General features: G+C 64.5%; 11 protein-coding genes. 5 read left to right on the top strand and 6 right to left on the bottom strand.

From position 1 onward, the window contains the following. Nucleotides 1–146: 146 nt before the first annotated feature. Together ABWK72_RS22410 and ABWK72_RS22405 are read right to left on the bottom strand one after the other, a co-directional pair. Nucleotides 147–1,004: an MYG1 family protein gene (locus ABWK72_RS22410; RefSeq protein WP_367871809.1), complete on the bottom strand. Its 858-nt coding sequence runs from the start codon at nucleotides 1,002–1,004 to the stop codon at nucleotides 147–149. Between the two features lie 657 nt (nucleotides 1,005–1,661). Beyond that, nucleotides 1,662–6,224 carry a beta strand repeat-containing protein gene (locus ABWK72_RS22405; protein WP_367871808.1) on the bottom strand — a complete coding sequence of 1,521 codons (4,563 nt, stop codon included), beginning with the start codon at nucleotides 6,222–6,224 and terminating at the stop codon, nucleotides 1,662–1,664. A gap of 362 nt (nucleotides 6,225–6,586) precedes the next feature. On the opposite strand from ABWK72_RS22405, the gene ABWK72_RS22400 reads away from it, so the two are divergent. The 4 genes from ABWK72_RS22400 to ABWK72_RS22385 all read left to right on the top strand — a co-directional run bounded on the left by ABWK72_RS22400 (nucleotide 6,587) and on the right by ABWK72_RS22385 (nucleotide 9,348). Further along, entirely contained in the window at nucleotides 6,587–7,024 is a 438-nt protein-coding gene (locus tag ABWK72_RS22400; protein ID WP_367871807.1) for a Panacea domain-containing protein, read from the top strand. A gap of 550 nt (nucleotides 7,025–7,574) precedes the next feature. Next, a complete protein-coding gene (locus ABWK72_RS22395) occupies nucleotides 7,575–7,892 on the top strand; it encodes a hypothetical protein (RefSeq protein ID WP_367871806.1) in 318 nt (105 codons plus the stop codon). Nucleotides 7,893–8,024: 132 nt separating this feature from the next. After that, nucleotides 8,025–8,828 carry a hypothetical protein gene (locus ABWK72_RS22390; RefSeq protein WP_367871805.1) on the top strand — a complete coding sequence of 268 codons (804 nt, stop codon included), beginning with the start codon at nucleotides 8,025–8,027 and terminating at the stop codon, nucleotides 8,826–8,828. Between the two features lie 307 nt (nucleotides 8,829–9,135). Beyond that, on the top strand, nucleotides 9,136–9,348 hold the full coding sequence (locus tag ABWK72_RS22385; protein ID WP_367871804.1) for a hypothetical protein: 213 nt from the start codon (nucleotides 9,136–9,138) through the stop codon (nucleotides 9,346–9,348). A 217-nt stretch (nucleotides 9,349–9,565) separates the two neighbouring features. Here the strand turns inward: ABWK72_RS22385 and ABWK72_RS22380 are convergent, their stop codons facing one another. The 4 genes from ABWK72_RS22380 to ABWK72_RS22365 all read right to left on the bottom strand — a co-directional run bounded on the left by ABWK72_RS22380 (nucleotide 9,566) and on the right by ABWK72_RS22365 (nucleotide 15,429). Continuing rightward, a complete protein-coding gene (locus ABWK72_RS22380; protein WP_367871803.1) occupies nucleotides 9,566–12,046 on the bottom strand; it encodes a LamG-like jellyroll fold domain-containing protein in 2,481 nt (826 codons plus the stop codon). 439 nt (nucleotides 12,047–12,485) lie between these two features. Beyond that, the gene (locus ABWK72_RS22375; RefSeq protein ID WP_367871802.1) at nucleotides 12,486–13,979 is read right to left on the bottom strand and encodes a FecR domain-containing protein; all 1,494 of its coding nucleotides are present in this window, start codon (nucleotides 13,977–13,979) and stop codon (nucleotides 12,486–12,488) included. Beyond that, on the bottom strand, nucleotides 13,972–14,523 hold the full coding sequence (locus ABWK72_RS22370; protein WP_367871801.1) for a sigma-70 family RNA polymerase sigma factor: 552 nt from the start codon (nucleotides 14,521–14,523) through the stop codon (nucleotides 13,972–13,974). The genes ABWK72_RS22375 and ABWK72_RS22370 overlap by 8 nt, the downstream gene beginning before the upstream one ends. A gap of 408 nt (nucleotides 14,524–14,931) precedes the next feature. Then, nucleotides 14,932–15,429, bottom strand: coding sequence for a hypothetical protein (locus ABWK72_RS22365; RefSeq protein WP_367871800.1), 498 nt, complete (start codon nucleotides 15,427–15,429; stop codon nucleotides 14,932–14,934). 263 nt (nucleotides 15,430–15,692) lie between these two features. Between ABWK72_RS22365 and ABWK72_RS22360 the strand changes: the two genes are divergently transcribed. Then, nucleotides 15,693–16,205 carry a fasciclin domain-containing protein gene (locus ABWK72_RS22360; RefSeq protein ID WP_367871798.1) on the top strand — a complete coding sequence of 171 codons (513 nt, stop codon included), beginning with the start codon at nucleotides 15,693–15,695 and terminating at the stop codon, nucleotides 16,203–16,205. The last annotated feature ends 458 nt before the right edge of the window (nucleotides 16,206–16,663 follow it).

Here is a 16,663-nt window from a genome sequence, read left to right as displayed (position 1 = left end):
GGGACAGCGGCAGCAGGCTGCACGCAGTCCACGGCGGCGGGGCCGCGGAAGGCACTTGGGTGGCGTGATCCTACCGGTGAAGTCCGCCTGAAGGCGGGACTACGTACCCTTGGGGGCGGGCTGTTAGGGGTCGGTGCTTGTGGGCGTCAGGCGTCCACGCGTGCGGTCTCTAACAGCTCGACGAGTCTCCGGCGGTCGGCGGCGGAGGTCTTGGCGACGAAGCCGCGGGCGTGGGCGAAGTGGACGTCGGGCTGGGACTCGATGCGGGTGAAGTCGAAGGCGGGGGCGTCGTTGTGGCGGGAGAGGCCGTAGCCGCTGCCACGGCGGTCGGGGTAGACGGTGGCGGTGACTTCCTTGTCCTTGCCGATGGATTCGAGGTAGCGGCCGAGACCGGCGGAGGGCTCGTCGGGCATGGGCTCGGTGCGGGGCAGGAAGAGGACGGTCTGGCCGGCGACGGTCCACATTTCGGCCTGGGCGGCGATGGCATCGAGGCGCTGGCGGAGGGAGCGGAGATAATCTAACAGGTCCTGCCCGGTGTAGCGGAGCATTTCCCAGATGACATCGCCGGGGCCGAGGCGGCTGGCTTTCGCGAAGCGGCGCAGGAGGGTGACGTCGATGGGAGAATTGAGCTTCGAGACGATATCGCGCTCGACGCCGAGCCACTTGGCGGTGGCGTTCGGGCCGCGGGTGTCGAACCACTCGGCGGGCTCGAGCCAATCGCAGAAGCTGCGCGCGTACTCATAGAGGCCGAGGTGCTGGAGGACGAGGCTGACGGAGCAGAGCGGCGGGTGGTCGGCGGGGAATTGGTGGTGGTCGAAGTTGTTCTTCGCCGGGTCGTGCTCGCCGCCGACATCGATGACGGCGGTGGCGGGGTCGGCGAGGTCCTCGGGGGTGGGTTCGCGGCGGATGACTTCGACGCCGTGGACGGCGACGAGAAGGGCGCAGGCGAGCAACTCGTCCTTATGCGAGCTGCCGGGGTGAGTGAGGATTCGTTCGATGGCCATGGTGTTGGGGGGCGGAGGATAGGGGGGAATCGGCGGGGGGAAGCGGAATGCGGGAGGCGGGGGGAAAGGCAGAATCACTAATCACTAATCTTCTAATCATAAATCAGACTGCCGCTGTGCGGGAAGAGGTGCGGAAGGGCGCTTCGCGTGGATCGCGCCGCTCCGGTGGCCTCCGCCTCACGCGCCAGCGCCCCTCCTCTTCAGCGCAGCGACACAGACCGATTTATGATTGGAAGATTAGTGATTAGTGATCTCCTTTCCGGATGGCCGGGACGAAGAGGCGGGAGGCGAACATCGAACATCGAACATCGAACATCGAATGAGGAGAAGGGAGTTGGGAGTTGGGCGACGGCGATGTCTGTTCTACTTGCGAGATGGAGAGAGCTGTTAGGGTGGCTTCTGCGGGGCGGAGCCTCCGCGGTCCCGGGGGGCAGGCGTGGGGCGGGACGCGGGGGTGATGGGGGGATCGCTTGGTGCTTCGTCCGCCTGAAGGCGGGACTACGTACCCTTGGGGGCGGGAGTTGTTAGGGGGGGCGCCTTTGCAGGGCCCTTGGCAGCAGGCCACGGCGGCGGGGCGGCGGCTGATGCCACACACGAAAACGCCCCGGTGCCGCTGGGGCGCCGGGGCGTTTGGAGTTGATCTAACGGATGTTCACCTCAGCCTTCGGTGATGACGGCGCGGATGAACTTCTTGTCCGCGCCGGTGACGGGGCCGGCGACGCGGAAGGTGCGGTAGGTCCAGCCGGTCGAGAGGTCGGGCATGTCGGTCTGGATGGCGGCGGCGTCGGTGCCGGTGACTTCGAGCACTTCCAGGGGGAAGCCGTCGAGGGTGGCCGATCCCTGGATGCTGTAGATCACGCCAGCGATCGCGGCGGAGGTCTTCGCGGTGTTGTCACCGGTGAAGGTGGCTCCGGTGCGCACCGGCAGGGTCAGGACGAGGGCTTGCTCGCTGCCGGCGGTGGCGATCTTCGAGACGATCTTGCCGCCGCGGATTCCGGACAAGGGGGCACCATCGAGGGCGAACTCGGTGATGTTATCGAGGCCGTCGAAGTCGGCATCGACGGTCTTGCCGTTGTTGAGGGCGGTGAGGCCGGCGGTGCTGGCCCAGGCCTCGTAGGTCGGGCCGCCGGCGCTGCCGCCGGTGGTGACGCTGAGGAGGCCGGTGCCGGTGATGCGCGCCGTTTTATGGGTGGCGGCGGAGGTCGGGCTGCCCCAGGTGCCGGCGGCTTGGGCGACGCCATCGATGTAGAATTCATCGATCACGTCGGTGCCTGCGTGGGTCAGGGTGACGGTGCCGCCGGTGCCGAGGCGGAGGTCCGCGGCATTCGCCAGGCTGGCGGTGCCGAGGGTCAGGCTGGCGGCGGCGACGCTGGTGTCCCCGGTGTAGGTATTCGTGCCGTTCAGGGTGAGCGCGCCGCCGGTTACGGTGACCGTAGTAGCTGCGCCGGTGATGGGCAGGGACAGGACCAGGCCGCCCGCGCCGGTCTTGGCGAAGGGCTTGTTGATCGTGCTGCCGGCGGTGGCGCTGAAGGTCACGGTCGCCGCCGCGTTCGTCACATCGAAGGTGCCGCTGGTCTGGTCATTCCACAGGTAGCGGGCGGTGGTGACGGAGTCCGCGCCGGAGTAGCGGAAGGTCCCGCCACTGAAGCTCAGGAAGCTGCCGCCGGCGGTGGCGAAGGTGCCGAGCGGGGTGGCCCCGGTATCGGAGATCAGGGCGGTCTCGATCACGCCGCCCTGGGCATTCGTGCCGCCGTTGTAGGTGCTCGCGCCGGTGAGGAGGAGCGTGCCCGCGCCGGTCTTGGTGATGCTGCCGCCGACACTCGTCAGCGGGGCTGCCCAGGTGATGTTCTGGCCGTTGGTGTTGACCTTGTACGCCTGGTTCACTGCGGTGGAGAAGCGCGCCGAGTAGTCCGTGGTATTGCCCGCGGAGTGCATCAGGAAGCCGCCGCCGAAGCTGAGCGTGCCGGTGGTGCCGAGCGCGCCGGGGCTATCGACGCGGAGGTTGCCGGTGCTGTTGAAGTTGGTGCCGCCCTCGTAGCTGTTGTTCCCGCCGAGCGCGACGGTGCCGCCGGAGGCCATGGTCAGGATGCCGGGGCCGCTGATGCTTCCATTCAGCGTGAGCGGGAAGGATGCGGAATCGAAGGAAGCGGTGACGCCGGTGGTGATCGCGATGTCATTCGCGATCGTGCGGTCGCTGCCCGTCGCCGCGGTGCCGAAGGTGGCGCTGCCGGTGAAGGTCAGCGGACCGCTGCCGAGCGCCTGATCGCTATACGCCGCGCGCAGGACGCCGGAGAAGAGATCGGTGCCGCCGAGGTAGGTGTTCGCCTGGTTCAGGATGACGGCGGTGCCGGCCTCGCCGCCCGGGGTCTCCCGGAAGACGGTGAGCTTGCCGGGGCCGCTCATCACGCTATCGACGACGATGTTCTTGTTATTCCACTTCGGGGAGAGGGTGCCGCCGCCGGCCGCGAGGGTAACGCCGCCCTTCAGCACGTTGATGCCGTCTTCACCGAGGATGCGGCCGCCATCGAGCGTGATCGGGAAGTTGTAGTAGGTGGTCGCGCCGTTGTTGATCCAGAGCTTCAGCAGGCCGCCGGTATTGACGGTGACGGAGCCGGTGCCGAGGCCGCCCGGGCTGCCGCCACCGGATGCGGCTGCGGAGAGGCTGAGCGAGATGGTGCCGCCATTGATGGTGGTGCCGCCAGCGTAGCTGTTCGCGCCGGTGATGACCAGCATGCCGGTGCCGTTCTTGGTCAGGGAGCCGGTCAAGATGCTGCCGGTATTGCTAAAGGTGTAGGGATTCGTGGTATTGGTCACCGTGATCGCGGAAGGCAGGAGCTGCCCTGTTAGAGTCACGGTGGATGCCGCGGCGGGATCGGTGAAGTTCACTGCATCCCCCTGGTAGAACTTGCCATCGCCTTCCAGGAAGGAAGCGGTGGTGGCCGCGTCCCAGACCGGGCCCACGCCATTCCAGGTCAGCACGGAGCTGGTGTAGCTCATGGTGATCTTGTTGTTCACCGTGTCATCGGCGACACTCGCGCCGCGGTAGGCAGCGGTATTGAAATTCTCGATCACCGGGGCCAGACCCTCCACGTCATCGCCATAGGAAACGACGTCGACGGTCTTGAGGCCGGGAGTGGCCGAGCCGCCCGGGACGATGATGCTGACGCCCTTGTCGGTCTTGTCCGCGTAGACGCCGAGGGTGGCATTGAGAGGCGGGGTGGAAGCGATGATCGAAGAGCCTTCCTCAAGCGTGAGGAGGCGCACCGTGCCGCTGCCGCCGAGCGCGCCGGTGGTCTTCACGATGAAGTCCGAGGCCAGGATCTGGCCGTCCACCAGCAGCCTGCCGCCGCCATTGACCACGGTATCGCTGGTGTAGGTCTGGTCACCCGGGATGATGAGGGTGCCGGTGCTGCCGCCGACCTGGAACTGCCCGCCATTGAAGTCACCGCCCTCGATCAGGCCGCCGATGGTGGCGGTGGAGCCGCCCTCGACCACGAAGCGGGTATTGCCGCCGATCGCCGAGCTCAGCGTGATGTTATTCGGCAGGGTGCCGGTGGCGAGGAAGCGGATGCCATTCATCGCCCCGGTATTTCCGAAGGTGATCGGGCCGGTGCCGAAGCCGGCGTAGTTCGAGAGATTGATGGCCGCATTCGGAATGGTATCCGCGGTGTCCGGGCCGCCATTGATCTGGGTGCCGCCCTCGTAGGTATTCGCGGCGCTGACATCCATGTAGCCGCCGCCGTTCTTGATCAGCTTGCCGGGGCCGCTGATGACGCTGCCGGCACCGATGCGGCCGCGGGAATTCGCACCGCCGTAGGCATCGAAGTAGCCGCCGCCCGCACCGAGCGTGATGCCGCGGGTGCCGGTGAAGTTCGGGCCGCCATTCGGCACGTAGAAGCCGCCGGCCACGGTCCAGATGCCGGCATTGTCGAGCGTGAGCTGGTCGGCCTGGAAGGTCGCCGGAGCGGGGCCGAAGACGCCCTCTCCCAGGAGGCCGAAGTAGCCGGAGGTGGCGGTCGTCTTGCCGACATAGGTATTGTTCACCACCATGGAGTAGGTGCCGCCGCCGGTCTTGAGAACATTGCCGGTGCCGGAGATGACCCCGCGCATGTGGGTGGTATTGAAGCCGGTGAGGTTCAGCGTGGTGCCGGTGGCGATCGCCACGGTGCCGCCGATGTTTGCGTCGCTACCGAGGTTGTTGATCGTGCCGTTGTTCGAGACGATGGGCCGCATGAACATGGGGACCGGGGTGGCGGGGATGGTCACGTCCATGGCATTGCCATAGACGCCCAGGGTGCCGCCGCTGTTGACCGTGATCGAGCCGGAGGTATTCGCGGTGCTGGTGGTCTCGACGCTGAAGATGCCCTGGTTGATGACGACGTTCCCGGGAGTGATGGCGGTGCCGACCAGGCTGAGCTGGTTCGTGCCGGTCTTGGTCAGCGTGAAGCCCGCGAGATCGAGGGTGGGCGCGGTGCCGGGGCGGATGTCGAAGCGGGCAGCGCCGCCGGCGGTGGCATTCCCGGTGAGGACCACGCGGTTGAGGGCGTTCTGCTGGGCGGCGCCGTTATTCACCAGCGCGCCCGCGCCGCCGACACCGCTGCCGGAGATCCTCACGATCTCGGTGACATTGAGAGCGGTGCCATTCACATCGAAGGTGCCACCGCTGGAGGCGATGGTTTCGTTGTCCGTGCCGGGGGCACCGAGGGCGTCGCCATTGCCGGCGCGGAGGATGCCGCCGGTGACCGAGAGGGGCCCGGTGAAGGTATTCGCGCCGGATAGGACGAGGGCGCCCGCGCCGCTCTTGATGAAGCCTTGCACGCCCGCGAGCGGAACGCCGACGGTGGCGGTCTGGCTGGCCACGCCGATGGCCGGGGTGCCGACGCTGGTGGCGAGGGTCAGCGGTCCGCCGGTGCCGGGGGTGAGCGACCAGTCGTTGCTCGGGGTGGTGGCATCGGCGAAGCTGAGGAAGCCGATGCTGCGTGCGCCATCGAGGGTCACCACGGCATTCGCGGCGATGTCGAGGGTGCTGAAGTTGGCGAGGGAGTCGGTGCCATCGGCGATGGTGGCGCCGTTCCAGTTCGCGGGCGTGGCCCAGGAACCGCCGGCGGGATTCGTCCACACGCCGCCAGCGGCGACGACGGTGTGGATGGAGAGGGCGACGATGGCAGCCCGAAGCGGGATGCTATTGCGAGTGCTATTGCGAGAGATGGTCGGGGTCACGGGTTGGTCTGGGGTTCGATCTAAGGACCCGGAAAGCCCCCCTGAGCAGGACTTCCGGGCCGCCCCCGAACAGCACGTGAGGTGCGAACTTCACGAAGAAATCGGAAAATCCGCATTTGAAACGCGAACTATACCAGCGCCCAAGCATTCGCTCCACGAATGGCACAGGAAAGTGACTCCTCATTCGGGTAGTTCGGCGGCGGAGGGCGCGGAGTTGGCATGAAGTGCCGAGTGATCAGTGATCGTGGGAAGACGGGGATTGAACCGCGGAGGTGCAGGGGGTCGCGGAGGAACGCGGAGGGTTAGAATTAAGCATCTTCGCTAAAATCTTGCGGATACTGTTCAATAGCGCATACTTCGGCATGGCCAACGCCTCCCAAGTCGCCCGGTATTTGCTGGCTCTTCAGTGCGAAGAGGCAGGAGACTTGGTTTCAAATCTCAAGCTTCAGAAGCTTCTCTATTACTGCCAAGGGATGCATCTCGCATTGAAGGATGCCCCTCTCTTTGCGGATGATGTTGAAGCTTGGGCTCACGGGCCGGTGGTCCGCAGGGTGTATGGCGAATACAAGGAGTTCGGAGGGAACCCCATCCCATGCCCGGAGGGCGAACCTGATGATCTCACTGAGGAAGAGAGAAATCTTGTTGAGGAAGTCTATCAGGAATTCGGCCAGTTCTCGGCTTGGAAGCTCCGAGAAATGACTCACGACGAATTGCCGTATAAAGAAGCTGAAGCCACTGGCTCCAAATTGGTCAATACAGAGACCATGAGAAGGTTCTTCAAAGCATACCTCACGGCTTGAGAGCATGGCCCGCTTCAGCCCCAAGAAGCAGCCGTCCAAAGGAAGCATCAAAGCTCCTGAGAATGTTGCTCCCAACCCCGAATCTCTGCACCCGCTTTTTTGTTTGAAGTTGCTGCGAGGGGACGGGTGCGTTTCCGTCTGCTCACAAGAACAACAGGCGAAATTTGCCGAAACCCTGAGGAAGTTAGCTAGCCTTACGTGGGCTCAAATCAAGCAAGCGCACCGGGGAGGGTTAGGATCTGAAATCCTTCCGCGAGACGAAATCACCGCTTCGGCCATCCCTCCCAACCTGAGCGAAGACGTGAAAATTCTGGGATTCAGATATTGGGAGAAATGCCGGATGCTTTGTTATAGAGACCGGGAGGTTCTCCACATCTTTTGGTTGGATCGAGATTACTCCGCTTACGATCACGGCGGGTCTTGATCCTTGGAACACAGCTGCGGGAGAACAACTGATCGGCGACGCGATCGAACGGCTCGAATCGCTGGCAGGCGAGGGATGATGTTAGCCCCCCCTTGACCCGCGCGTTATCTTGCTGCGACTTCGCCAATGTTCGCAGGTGCCATTCACATCAAACCCCTGGCCGGTTGTCAGATCGATCCCGAACGCTTCGTAGGGGCGGCGGTGCGTTGCTACATTCCCGCGCGGGATGAGGAGGAGGCGATGGATATGCTATTGGACTCCCTGCAGGAGAATTTCATGCAGTTGACCAAGATCGATTTCCTGGTCGATGACGATGAGGTAGAGTGGGAGAATCCGGAGAGTGAGGAGGCGGCCCTCTTAATCCGCGAGGCGAAGGCGAACGAGCGTGTGGAGTTCGGCGAGTTCTATGCCTGGGTGGATGAAGAGGAGGAGAAGGAGGATTAATCCCCTCCCCGCTCACTCACCCGCGAGCTTGTCCCGGCGATCCTCGGGAGATAGATAGCTAGCCATGAATCCGGCGGAGCGGGGCGGGTTCTGACCGGCTTGCGAGCGACGCCCCGTGAAACGAGCATCCCCATGTCTGCGAAAATCGTCTCCTCATTCTTCATCGGGCTGCTTGTCGGCGTGCTTCTCGCATGGGGAGGCGCCAAGCCAGGTGGTGATCGCAGCCAGCCCTCCGCGGAAGCCGGTGGCCGGACTGCGGGTGGCGGTGCTGCCGGTGATTCCATCGGCGAAAGCGCGACCAAGCCCGGCGAGCGCGCGCCCAAGACCGACAAGAAGGTCGACGTGCTTCTCGCGCTCGATGGACTGGCCCGCCAGAACCCCGCCTTGATCCGGAAGCTCGACCTCCGTCTCTTCGACTATGACTTCGAGATGCTGCCCGCGGATTGGGAGGCTCTCGGTCTCCCCGAGACGAAGGCGGAGGAGCTGAAGTCCGCGCTGCTGCAGGTATTCGACCGGGTGCATGAGCTGGAGAGCAAGAGCTTCAAGGTCACGAGCGCCCCGGGCGAAGACCTCGTTCTCGAGGTGCCTGCCCTCTCGGCCGATGCCTCGGCGGCGATCGTCGCGCAGATCAAGGAGACATTCGGCGAGGTACTCCCGGCGGAACTGGCGGCAGTTCTCGCTGAAACGTATGTGAAATCCAATCTTTCCACGACGGGTTCCCTGGTGGGGCGCGGAAGGATCATGAAGATCGTCCCGGCAAGCGCGGAGGACTTTAAACAATTCGGCTTCAAGTACAACCTCCATACGCAAGTCCTGCGAGAGAAGACCGGCTTTGATGAGGCGAAGACCAATCCGGCCGGCAGTGTCTATTTGACCAGCGATTGGCCGGTCGATGACATCCCGGTGAGTTGGAGGCATCTGGTTGCCGACCCTTGATTTCGGAGGGCTGTCCGTGTGATGGAAGAAAGGTGTCGGCCCGGTGACCCCGGCGGCATCACCGGCGGACGGCCCCACTGGGACCGCGGGGCACCGCCCGGCAGAACGGTCCTTGTGGCGGGGCATATCACGGGGAGGGGATGGAAAGCGCCGCTTCGGTGCTGCAGACCTAGAGATGCGCCCGGCAGTCTTGGACCACTCTGCCGGGCGGTGCCCGGCGCTCCCAGTGGGGCTGTCCGTCGTGTCGGCACGGGGGGGATGAGGTCATGCCTTTCCTCCTTTATCCGGCTCTCCGTGAGGTTTGCTGATGAATCACGACACGTTACCCCCCGAGGGCGGCACAGCCGCTTTGGAGTGCGGCGGGCATCGCCGCTTTCCTGCGGTGCAGATTGGAGATCGCCGCGTTGAATTCGCCTCCACGTCGCCCCCTGTTTTCCCGCTTGAACTCCGGATCTTCCCAAAGGTGAAGGAACAGCTGGCAGGATTGCAAAAGGGGGAAAACGAGGGGATGGATTCGTAACGGCGTTCTCCGGCACGCGGCGCAGGAAAGCGGCGATGCCCGCCGCACTCCAAGCGGCTGCGCCGCAAAGGGGACATCGAATCCGCATTGGAAGCTTTTCCCGAAGGGGCTCCAGCAAACCTGACGGAGAGCCCTTTATCTCCTCTCCCTCCTGTTAGAGAAACACCACCTGGCCGCCCCCAGCCTGACCGCCCGGAGAGCGGTCCCTGCCTTTTGCCTACTGCGGCGTGGTCACCCTGAGCCGGGCGAAGATCCGGCCGGCCGTCGCGGGAATGGTGACGGTCACCTCTTCGGTTTCTCCATCAGGGGCCAGGATGCTGCTGATCGTCACGCCACCGACATTGTGCACCGCCGTCACCCAGCTGGCTCCTGTTAGAACGTCGGAGTATTCCACTTGATCGACGAAGCCTTCCTCCAGGGCCGCGACCTCGCGGCGGTAACCGAAGCTCAAGCCGCCCGCGTTTTCGCTAGCCACGGGGAGGTGGAGCGAGGCACCGGAAACCGGGCTCGAGCCGAGGAGGAACTCGACGGAGTTGGCAATGCCATCGCGGTCCGGGTCTTCCGAAGGCAAGCCGTCGCCTGCCGGATCCAAGCCGTAGGAGCCCGCCCAAGCGGCGTAGCCCGCCAGCTCCGGAGCGGAGTTGTAGAGGTCCGCGATGTTGCTGCCCGGCAGCTCGCGGTTGTAGATCCGCAGGTCGTCCAGGCGGCCTTCGAAGCCTTCGAAGGCCGTGGCCCTGCCCAGCGCACCGATCGCGAAGCCGACGGTGGTAGGATCGGTGAAGCCGGTGACGGTGGTGGTGCGGGAATCGACCAGCACGCCATCCAGGTAGAAGTCCACGCGGTTCACGGGGACATTCCGGAAGACGTAGGCGTAGTGATGCCAGGCTCCGGGCGCGGGGGCCACGTTCACCGGCGTGAGATAGTCGGCCTTGCCATAGGTGGTTCCTACTAGAGCCCTGGAAGTATTGCGCTGCCCGACGCCCCAGCCTTCGCTCAAAGCGGAAGCGCCATTCGCATAGGCGGAGAAGAAGCGGGTGCGATCCACCACCGTGGCGGCCGGCACGTGCGCCCAGCAGGCGACGGTGAAGCCATCGGAGTCGGCAATCAATTGCGGCCCGTAAGTGGCTCCGGATCCCACGCCGAGATCGATCAGATCGCCCGCACCATCGAGCAGCAGGGCACCTGCGCCAATCCGCGCGGAGCTGGTCCGCTTGGCGTCGCCGACCGCGGTGCCGTCGTGATTGGAGGGGCCGCTGTCGTCGCCCACATTGGCTTCGCCATCGAAGGTGAAGAGGGAAACAAGAGTCGCGTCCGGATTGCTGAATTTCACCTGGGCGGTGAGCGGGATGTTAAACACCTGCTGGTTGTAGCCATCGGTGGTCACTTCCAGATTCGCGGCGAAATTCCCTCCGGCACTCCCCGGGGTGAAGGTCACGGTGATGCCGGTGCTGGTGCCCGGCGCGACGGTGATCGGAAGCGGCACATCGACGGTGAAGGCCGGGCTGCCGGTGACTGTTAGATTGGACACCGTGAGGTCCTGGGCACCGCCATCATTGGTGATCGTGAGCGTGCTCGTCTGCGGTCCGGGAGCTGCGGCGAAGCTGCCGAAGTCGATGGCGACCGGAGAGACCCCGGCGATCGGGTCGGTCACTTCGACCTCGATGGCGACCTCCCGGGATGGCTGGAGCGCATCGTTCGAGGCGATGGTGAGCGTCGCCGCGTAGAAGCCGGGAGTGGCCGGGGTGAATTGGAGGGCGATGGCCCCCGCGGCACCCGGCGCGAGGTTGTTATCGAAAGAAGAGACCGTGAAGGAAGCCGCGTCCGATCCGGTGATCGTGACCGGGGTGGGCGCCGTCAGGACCAGCGTCTGGGTGGCTCCTGTATTCGAGAAGGGAATCGAAAAGGTCTCCGCCGCGCCGCTGTTGGTGAAGGTAAAAGAGGACGCCACGGCAATTCCCGGATCACCCGCCGGGCCCTGGGCCAGCGCGGTGATTTCACCGGCGGAGAGAACGGCGTCGTAGATGCGCAGCTCGTCGACCGATCCCGCATAGGCGTCCGTCGGGGCGCTGCGACCGAGGCGGCCGACTTCGAAATTATTGAAGGCCGGGAAGGTGAAGAGCGGCGTGGTGGTGGTGCCGGCGAGCACGCCATCGATGTAGAGCTGCGTGACATCGGTGACCGCATCCACGGTGTAGGCGATGTGGTGCCACTGGCCATCGTTCAGGCCGGAGCTGCGGATCATATCCGGGAAGGTGGCGCCAGCGCGATTCCGCCCGAAGACGCCGCCGAGGTTCGCGGTATTCACACCGCCGGTGGTGCCGATGTCGAGATAGCGGTCGCTGACGCTGCTGCTTCCCAGGAAGACCGCGGTGTCGCGGTTGTCGGTGGAAGAGGTCCACTTCAGCCACACCGAGACCGTGAGTGCCTGGCTGGTATTAAGATCGGCGAAGGTGGCGGCATTCCCCATGTCCACGACGCCGTTCTGGCTCGCGTCATTGACAAAGGTGAACGCCGTGCCGAACACGCCGGGCGTGCCGAGGGTGACATTCGAACCGATGGCACCGGTGGCCCCAGCGCTCCCGCTGTCCGCCGCGGTGAGGCCGCTGGTCTCGTCGAAGGTGTAGTGGGAAATCAGCGCGGCATTCGCCAGGCCGCAGGTAAGCACTGTGACAGAAATGAGAGACTTGAGGGATTGCATCTGGGATCGGGGTTTTGATCTGACGCGGCTTTATTCCCCTTCCGGTGTGATGCTGACCGGATTTGCGGGAAAAAGTTTCGGCCTGAAACGCGGCCAACCCGCCACGGCCTAGCAGAGGGCGGCGCAGCCGCTTTGGAGTGCGGCGGGCATCGCCGCTTTCCTGCGGGTTTTCCGGACAGATCGCCATGTCGAATCCACCTTTCGCTGATCCCCGACCGTGAAGCCGGATCCGACGAACGAATAGCATCTCCACTTCACATTAGCCGCGGCAGCCCGTTCAAAGCGGCGATGCCGCAAAGGGGGCGGCGGGAGGGTCGGCTTAGGGGAGAACTGAAGGATGGATTCGATGCGGCGATTTCCGGGTGGACGCGCCCAAAAGCGGCGATGCCCGCCGCACTCCAAAGCGGCTGCGCCGCAAAGGGGGCATCGATTGGCATTGCTACTCCCCCTCCTCCTTCACCGCGTTCTCGTACGGATTGCTGGTGAAGATCAAAGTCTTCGCATCGCGCAAGACATGGCGCTCCACCAGCATCTTGTCCGGCAGGGTGACATCGAGGATCCCGTTCTCCACCTTCCAGCGGCTGCCGCTCCAGGAGCTATCCTCGGCCACTCCGTTTCTCTTCAAGGACACGGATCCATCCGCGCGGAATTCGCGCACGAAAAGGTCCCCCATGTGGTGGTAGCTCCAGCGGCCGGTGAATTGATCCGGTCCGGCTCCGGTGACCAGGCCTTCCTCGAACTGGAGGATGCCCTGGCTGCCGATCGCGACGGGGTCGTTCTCGAGTCCCCCGCCCTTCCGGTTCAGGGTCTGGATCTGCGCCACCACCGTCCAGCGGCCGCGGCTGTAGCTGCCCGGGAAGACATCGAGGGCGAAGATATTGTTAGAGACGAAGCGCAGCTTCCCGGTCCTGCCGCTATGGTCGTCCGCAGCCACCAGCTTGTCATCCCGGAAGAGCCTGACATTCCGCACCACGGCGGCGTCGGGGCCGTTGATCCACTTGAAGACGGCCCGGTACTTGGCCGGCTTCCACAGCAGGTGCGTGACGTCGAAGGAGACCTCCTGCACGTCGGGCGAAGCCACCTCCCAGCGGAAGTCGCGGGCGGGGAGTTTCGGGACGAATTTCTTCCGGTCGAGGGGCACGTTCTGCAGCGGCTCGCCCGCGTCGGCGGACTGCACCAGGGACTGGTTCTCGAAGAGCGTGATCGCGTCCCGGCCGGAGGAGTGCAGCTTGATCTTGCCGGAGAAGACGCCGACCTCGGTGCTGCCATCCGGCAGCGCGTCCATCGCGAACTCGGTGCCCAGGTCCTCCACCGTGCCGCCGGCGTAGTGGATCTTGAAGCCCTCCGCGCCCTTCGGCACCGTGGTGTAGAGCTTGCCCTTCTGGAGCCGCCCGGATTCATTCCCCGCGACCTCGTAGACGGCGGGGCCCTCGAGCGTCACGGAGACACCGTTGGCATAGGTCACTTCCACCAGGCCGGACTTGATGGAGATCTGGTTGGAAGCGGGATTCAGATCGATCTGGTGAGGCTTGCTTTCATCGGTCCACTCCACGCCGACCAGCCCGGTGATCCGCGCCGGAGGGACGGGCGCGGCATCCGTGGATGCCGTGCGATCTTCCACCTGCCGGTCGAGCCGCCGGCCCAAGCCGAGCCCGAGCGCGAACACGAGGCAGGCCGCCACCGCAGCCGCCGCCATCCAGACGATACGGGGAAAGCGGGCCAGGCGCGGACGCGGCATGAGCGAGGGCCGGTCCTGCGGGATCACCGACTCTAACAGGGCCTCCTGATGGCTCACCGCGATGTAGTAGGCGAGGGCGTCATCGTCCTCTAACAGCTCCTCGAGCTGGGCGACCTCCGTCTTCGACAGCGGCGGGCCGTCGTGGAGGCGATCCACCAATAGGCGGAGCTTGGGATGGGGCGGACGGCTACTCATGGAGTGAAGGAAGGCGGTTCTCGATGCACTGGCGGAGGGCGATCCTGATCCGGGAAAGGCTCTTCTGAATCTGATTCGGCTTCACGCCGAGGTTCCTGGCATGGGCCGTCAGGGACAGCTTATCGAGATATCTCAATTGCAGGAGGCGCTGGCTTTCCGCCGGCAGGCTGGCCACGCAATGGTTCAGCGCCGCGAGCCGGTGATCGACATTCTCGGAGAACTCCTGGGAAGCCCGGGAGATCCGCTCGAGCACGTCCTCGGAGAAGCTGACCAGCTTCCGCCGCTGCATCTCCCGGCGGTGGGTCAGGACCTTGAACCATGCCGCCTTGAAGGCCCACGCGCGGAAATTGCTGCCCGCTTCGAAATCGCCCCGCCGGTCCCAGAGGAAGAGGCAGGTCTCCTGGACCACATCCTCGCAGGCATCGCGGTCCGGGAGGAGGGACAGGACGTAGCCCTTGAGCGCCGGGCGCAATTCCTCGATCTGCGCGCCGAGGAGGTCATCCTCGGCGGAGAAAGCGGGGTCGCGCTCGGGTTGCTGGCTCATCGGCACTCCTATTCCAAATCGCCTGGAAAGCTGACCAAGGAAAAAATGCGACTGCCGACAATCCCAACGTCACCAATGACGGACGGCCCCCCTTGGGACCGCGGAGCCACCCGGCCCGCAGAACGGTCCCTGTGGCCGACGGCATCGCAAGGGGTCGAATGGATACCGCCGCCGCGGCGATGCGGCCCCCTGGAGGAAAAGGGCTCCAAGGGACCGCTCTGCCGGGCAGTGCCCCGCGCTCCCAGGGGGGCTGTCAGCGCATCGGCACGAGAGGATCAGAGTCATGCCTTTCCTCCTTCGCCTCCTCTTCCTCCTGTTAGAAGAACGACACCGGCCCTGTCTTCTCCCGTCGTCCTTTTTGAACAGGAGGAAAAGGAGGAGGATTCCGGAGCCCCGGACGGGCGAGGTTTAGGCCACTGCCCCTTGCCCTGCCGCCCTCCGCCTCCGCCGCGCCCGCCAGTAGAGCAGGCCGGACCATGGCAGCGCGACGGCGAGCAGGATCAGCCAGTGGGGAAGGAACAGGCCCCAACTGCTCTCCGGCCACAACGACATCCGGTGCGCGAGATACTCACGGTAGCTCGTGATTTCCCTCAACTTTTCCACAAACCAGCGGGCCTTGGTTTGATCTTCCAATTCGAAGTCCTTGCCGCGGGTCCATTGGGGAGCTGGCAGCACCACGACTGAAAAGCGAGTGGCATAGTCCGTGCGCAATCCGGTTGCCAGCGGTGCCGGTACAGGGGTGTCGATAAACCCGACTTCCACACCCCCATTGGAATTCGTTGCCGACCACAGGCCATAACGAACCCAAGTTCCGCCACGGAACGAATCCGCCCACGCCCAGCTGATGAAGGCCATCACCAGGATGCCCGACCAGAAGGTCACGGAGCGGTGCAAACGCGGTTTCATGATGCTTCAGCATCGCTATCCGGCGGAACCCCGGCTGTCGATCTCCGCCGCGCCCGCAGGAGCAACAGCCCGGCCCGGAAGGTGAATCTGTTAGACCAGCTTTCCCGCGTCCCCTGCCCGCTCCGGATCCTATTCCGCGGCTTCTTTCACTCAAAGCGTATGCCTCCATGGGGAATTCGCCCGGTCTGTTTTTTGCGCAGCCTCACTCCCCCCGTAGCTTGAGACCACGCCCATCAGGGCAACTGACCCAAGAATCGAATACTATGAGAAATTCAATCGCCACCCTTGCCATCACGGCCTTCGCCTTCACCGGCATCACCCCGCTTCTCGCCCAGAACAAGGACAAGGCGCCGGCAGAGATGAAAAAGGAGAACATCGTCGAGACCGCGTCCGGCATGAATAACTTCACGACCCTGGTAGCGGCAGTGAAGGCGGCCGACCTCGTGGAGACCCTCTCCGGCAAGGGTCCCTTCACGGTCTTCGCCCCGACCAACGAGGCCTTCGCCAAGCTGCCGAAGGGCACGGTGGAAGACCTCCTCAAGCCCGAGAACAAGGAGAAGCTCCAGAAGATCCTGAAGTTCCACGTCGTGCCGGGGAAGGTCATGGCCGCCGATGTGAAGACCATGGAAGCCACCACCGCGGCCGGTGAAAAGGCCGCCGTCGTCGTGAAAGACGGGGTTGTCACCTACGGCGGACAGAAGGTCATCAAGACCGACGTCACCGCGAGCAACGGCGTGATCCATTGGATCGACGGCGTCGCGATGCCGGAGAAGTGAAGTGACCGCAGTGCACCGCACACCGGCGGATCTTCATAGCCGAGGAACAGCCGCTCTCAAGAGCGGCTGTTTTGGTGGCCGCCCGGAGCGCAGATCATGGCGGCGGCGGCACGGGCGCCCGGGTGGCGGCCCTGCGGATTCTACGATGCCTCCCGTAGAGCAGGCCGGACCATGGTAGCGCCACGGTGAGCAGGATCAGCCAATAGGGTAACGAGAGAGTCCAATTCGCCCGATTTGGGAAGAGGTCAAATTCCTCACGGTGGTATGCCTCCACGGGATCCGGGTGCCGGCCTGCGATGGTTCCGAACTGCGCGAATTCCAAGGACTCTTGCTCACCGATAGCGCGAATGAACCGAGGCCAGCCCAACCGGATTCGGGACAAAGTTTGGGCCCTATCCGACATCTGCCCTATTTCCACAAACCCCGCTTTCCATTCGGAGCCACCAGGACTGTGAGCA

The sequence above is a fragment of the Luteolibacter sp. Populi genome, assembly GCF_040801775.1.
GTDB lineage: Bacteria > Verrucomicrobiota > Verrucomicrobiia > Verrucomicrobiales > Akkermansiaceae > Haloferula.
The sequence above is the reverse complement of the archived record's forward strand: the minus strand, read 5'-3'. Positions and strand labels throughout refer to the sequence as shown.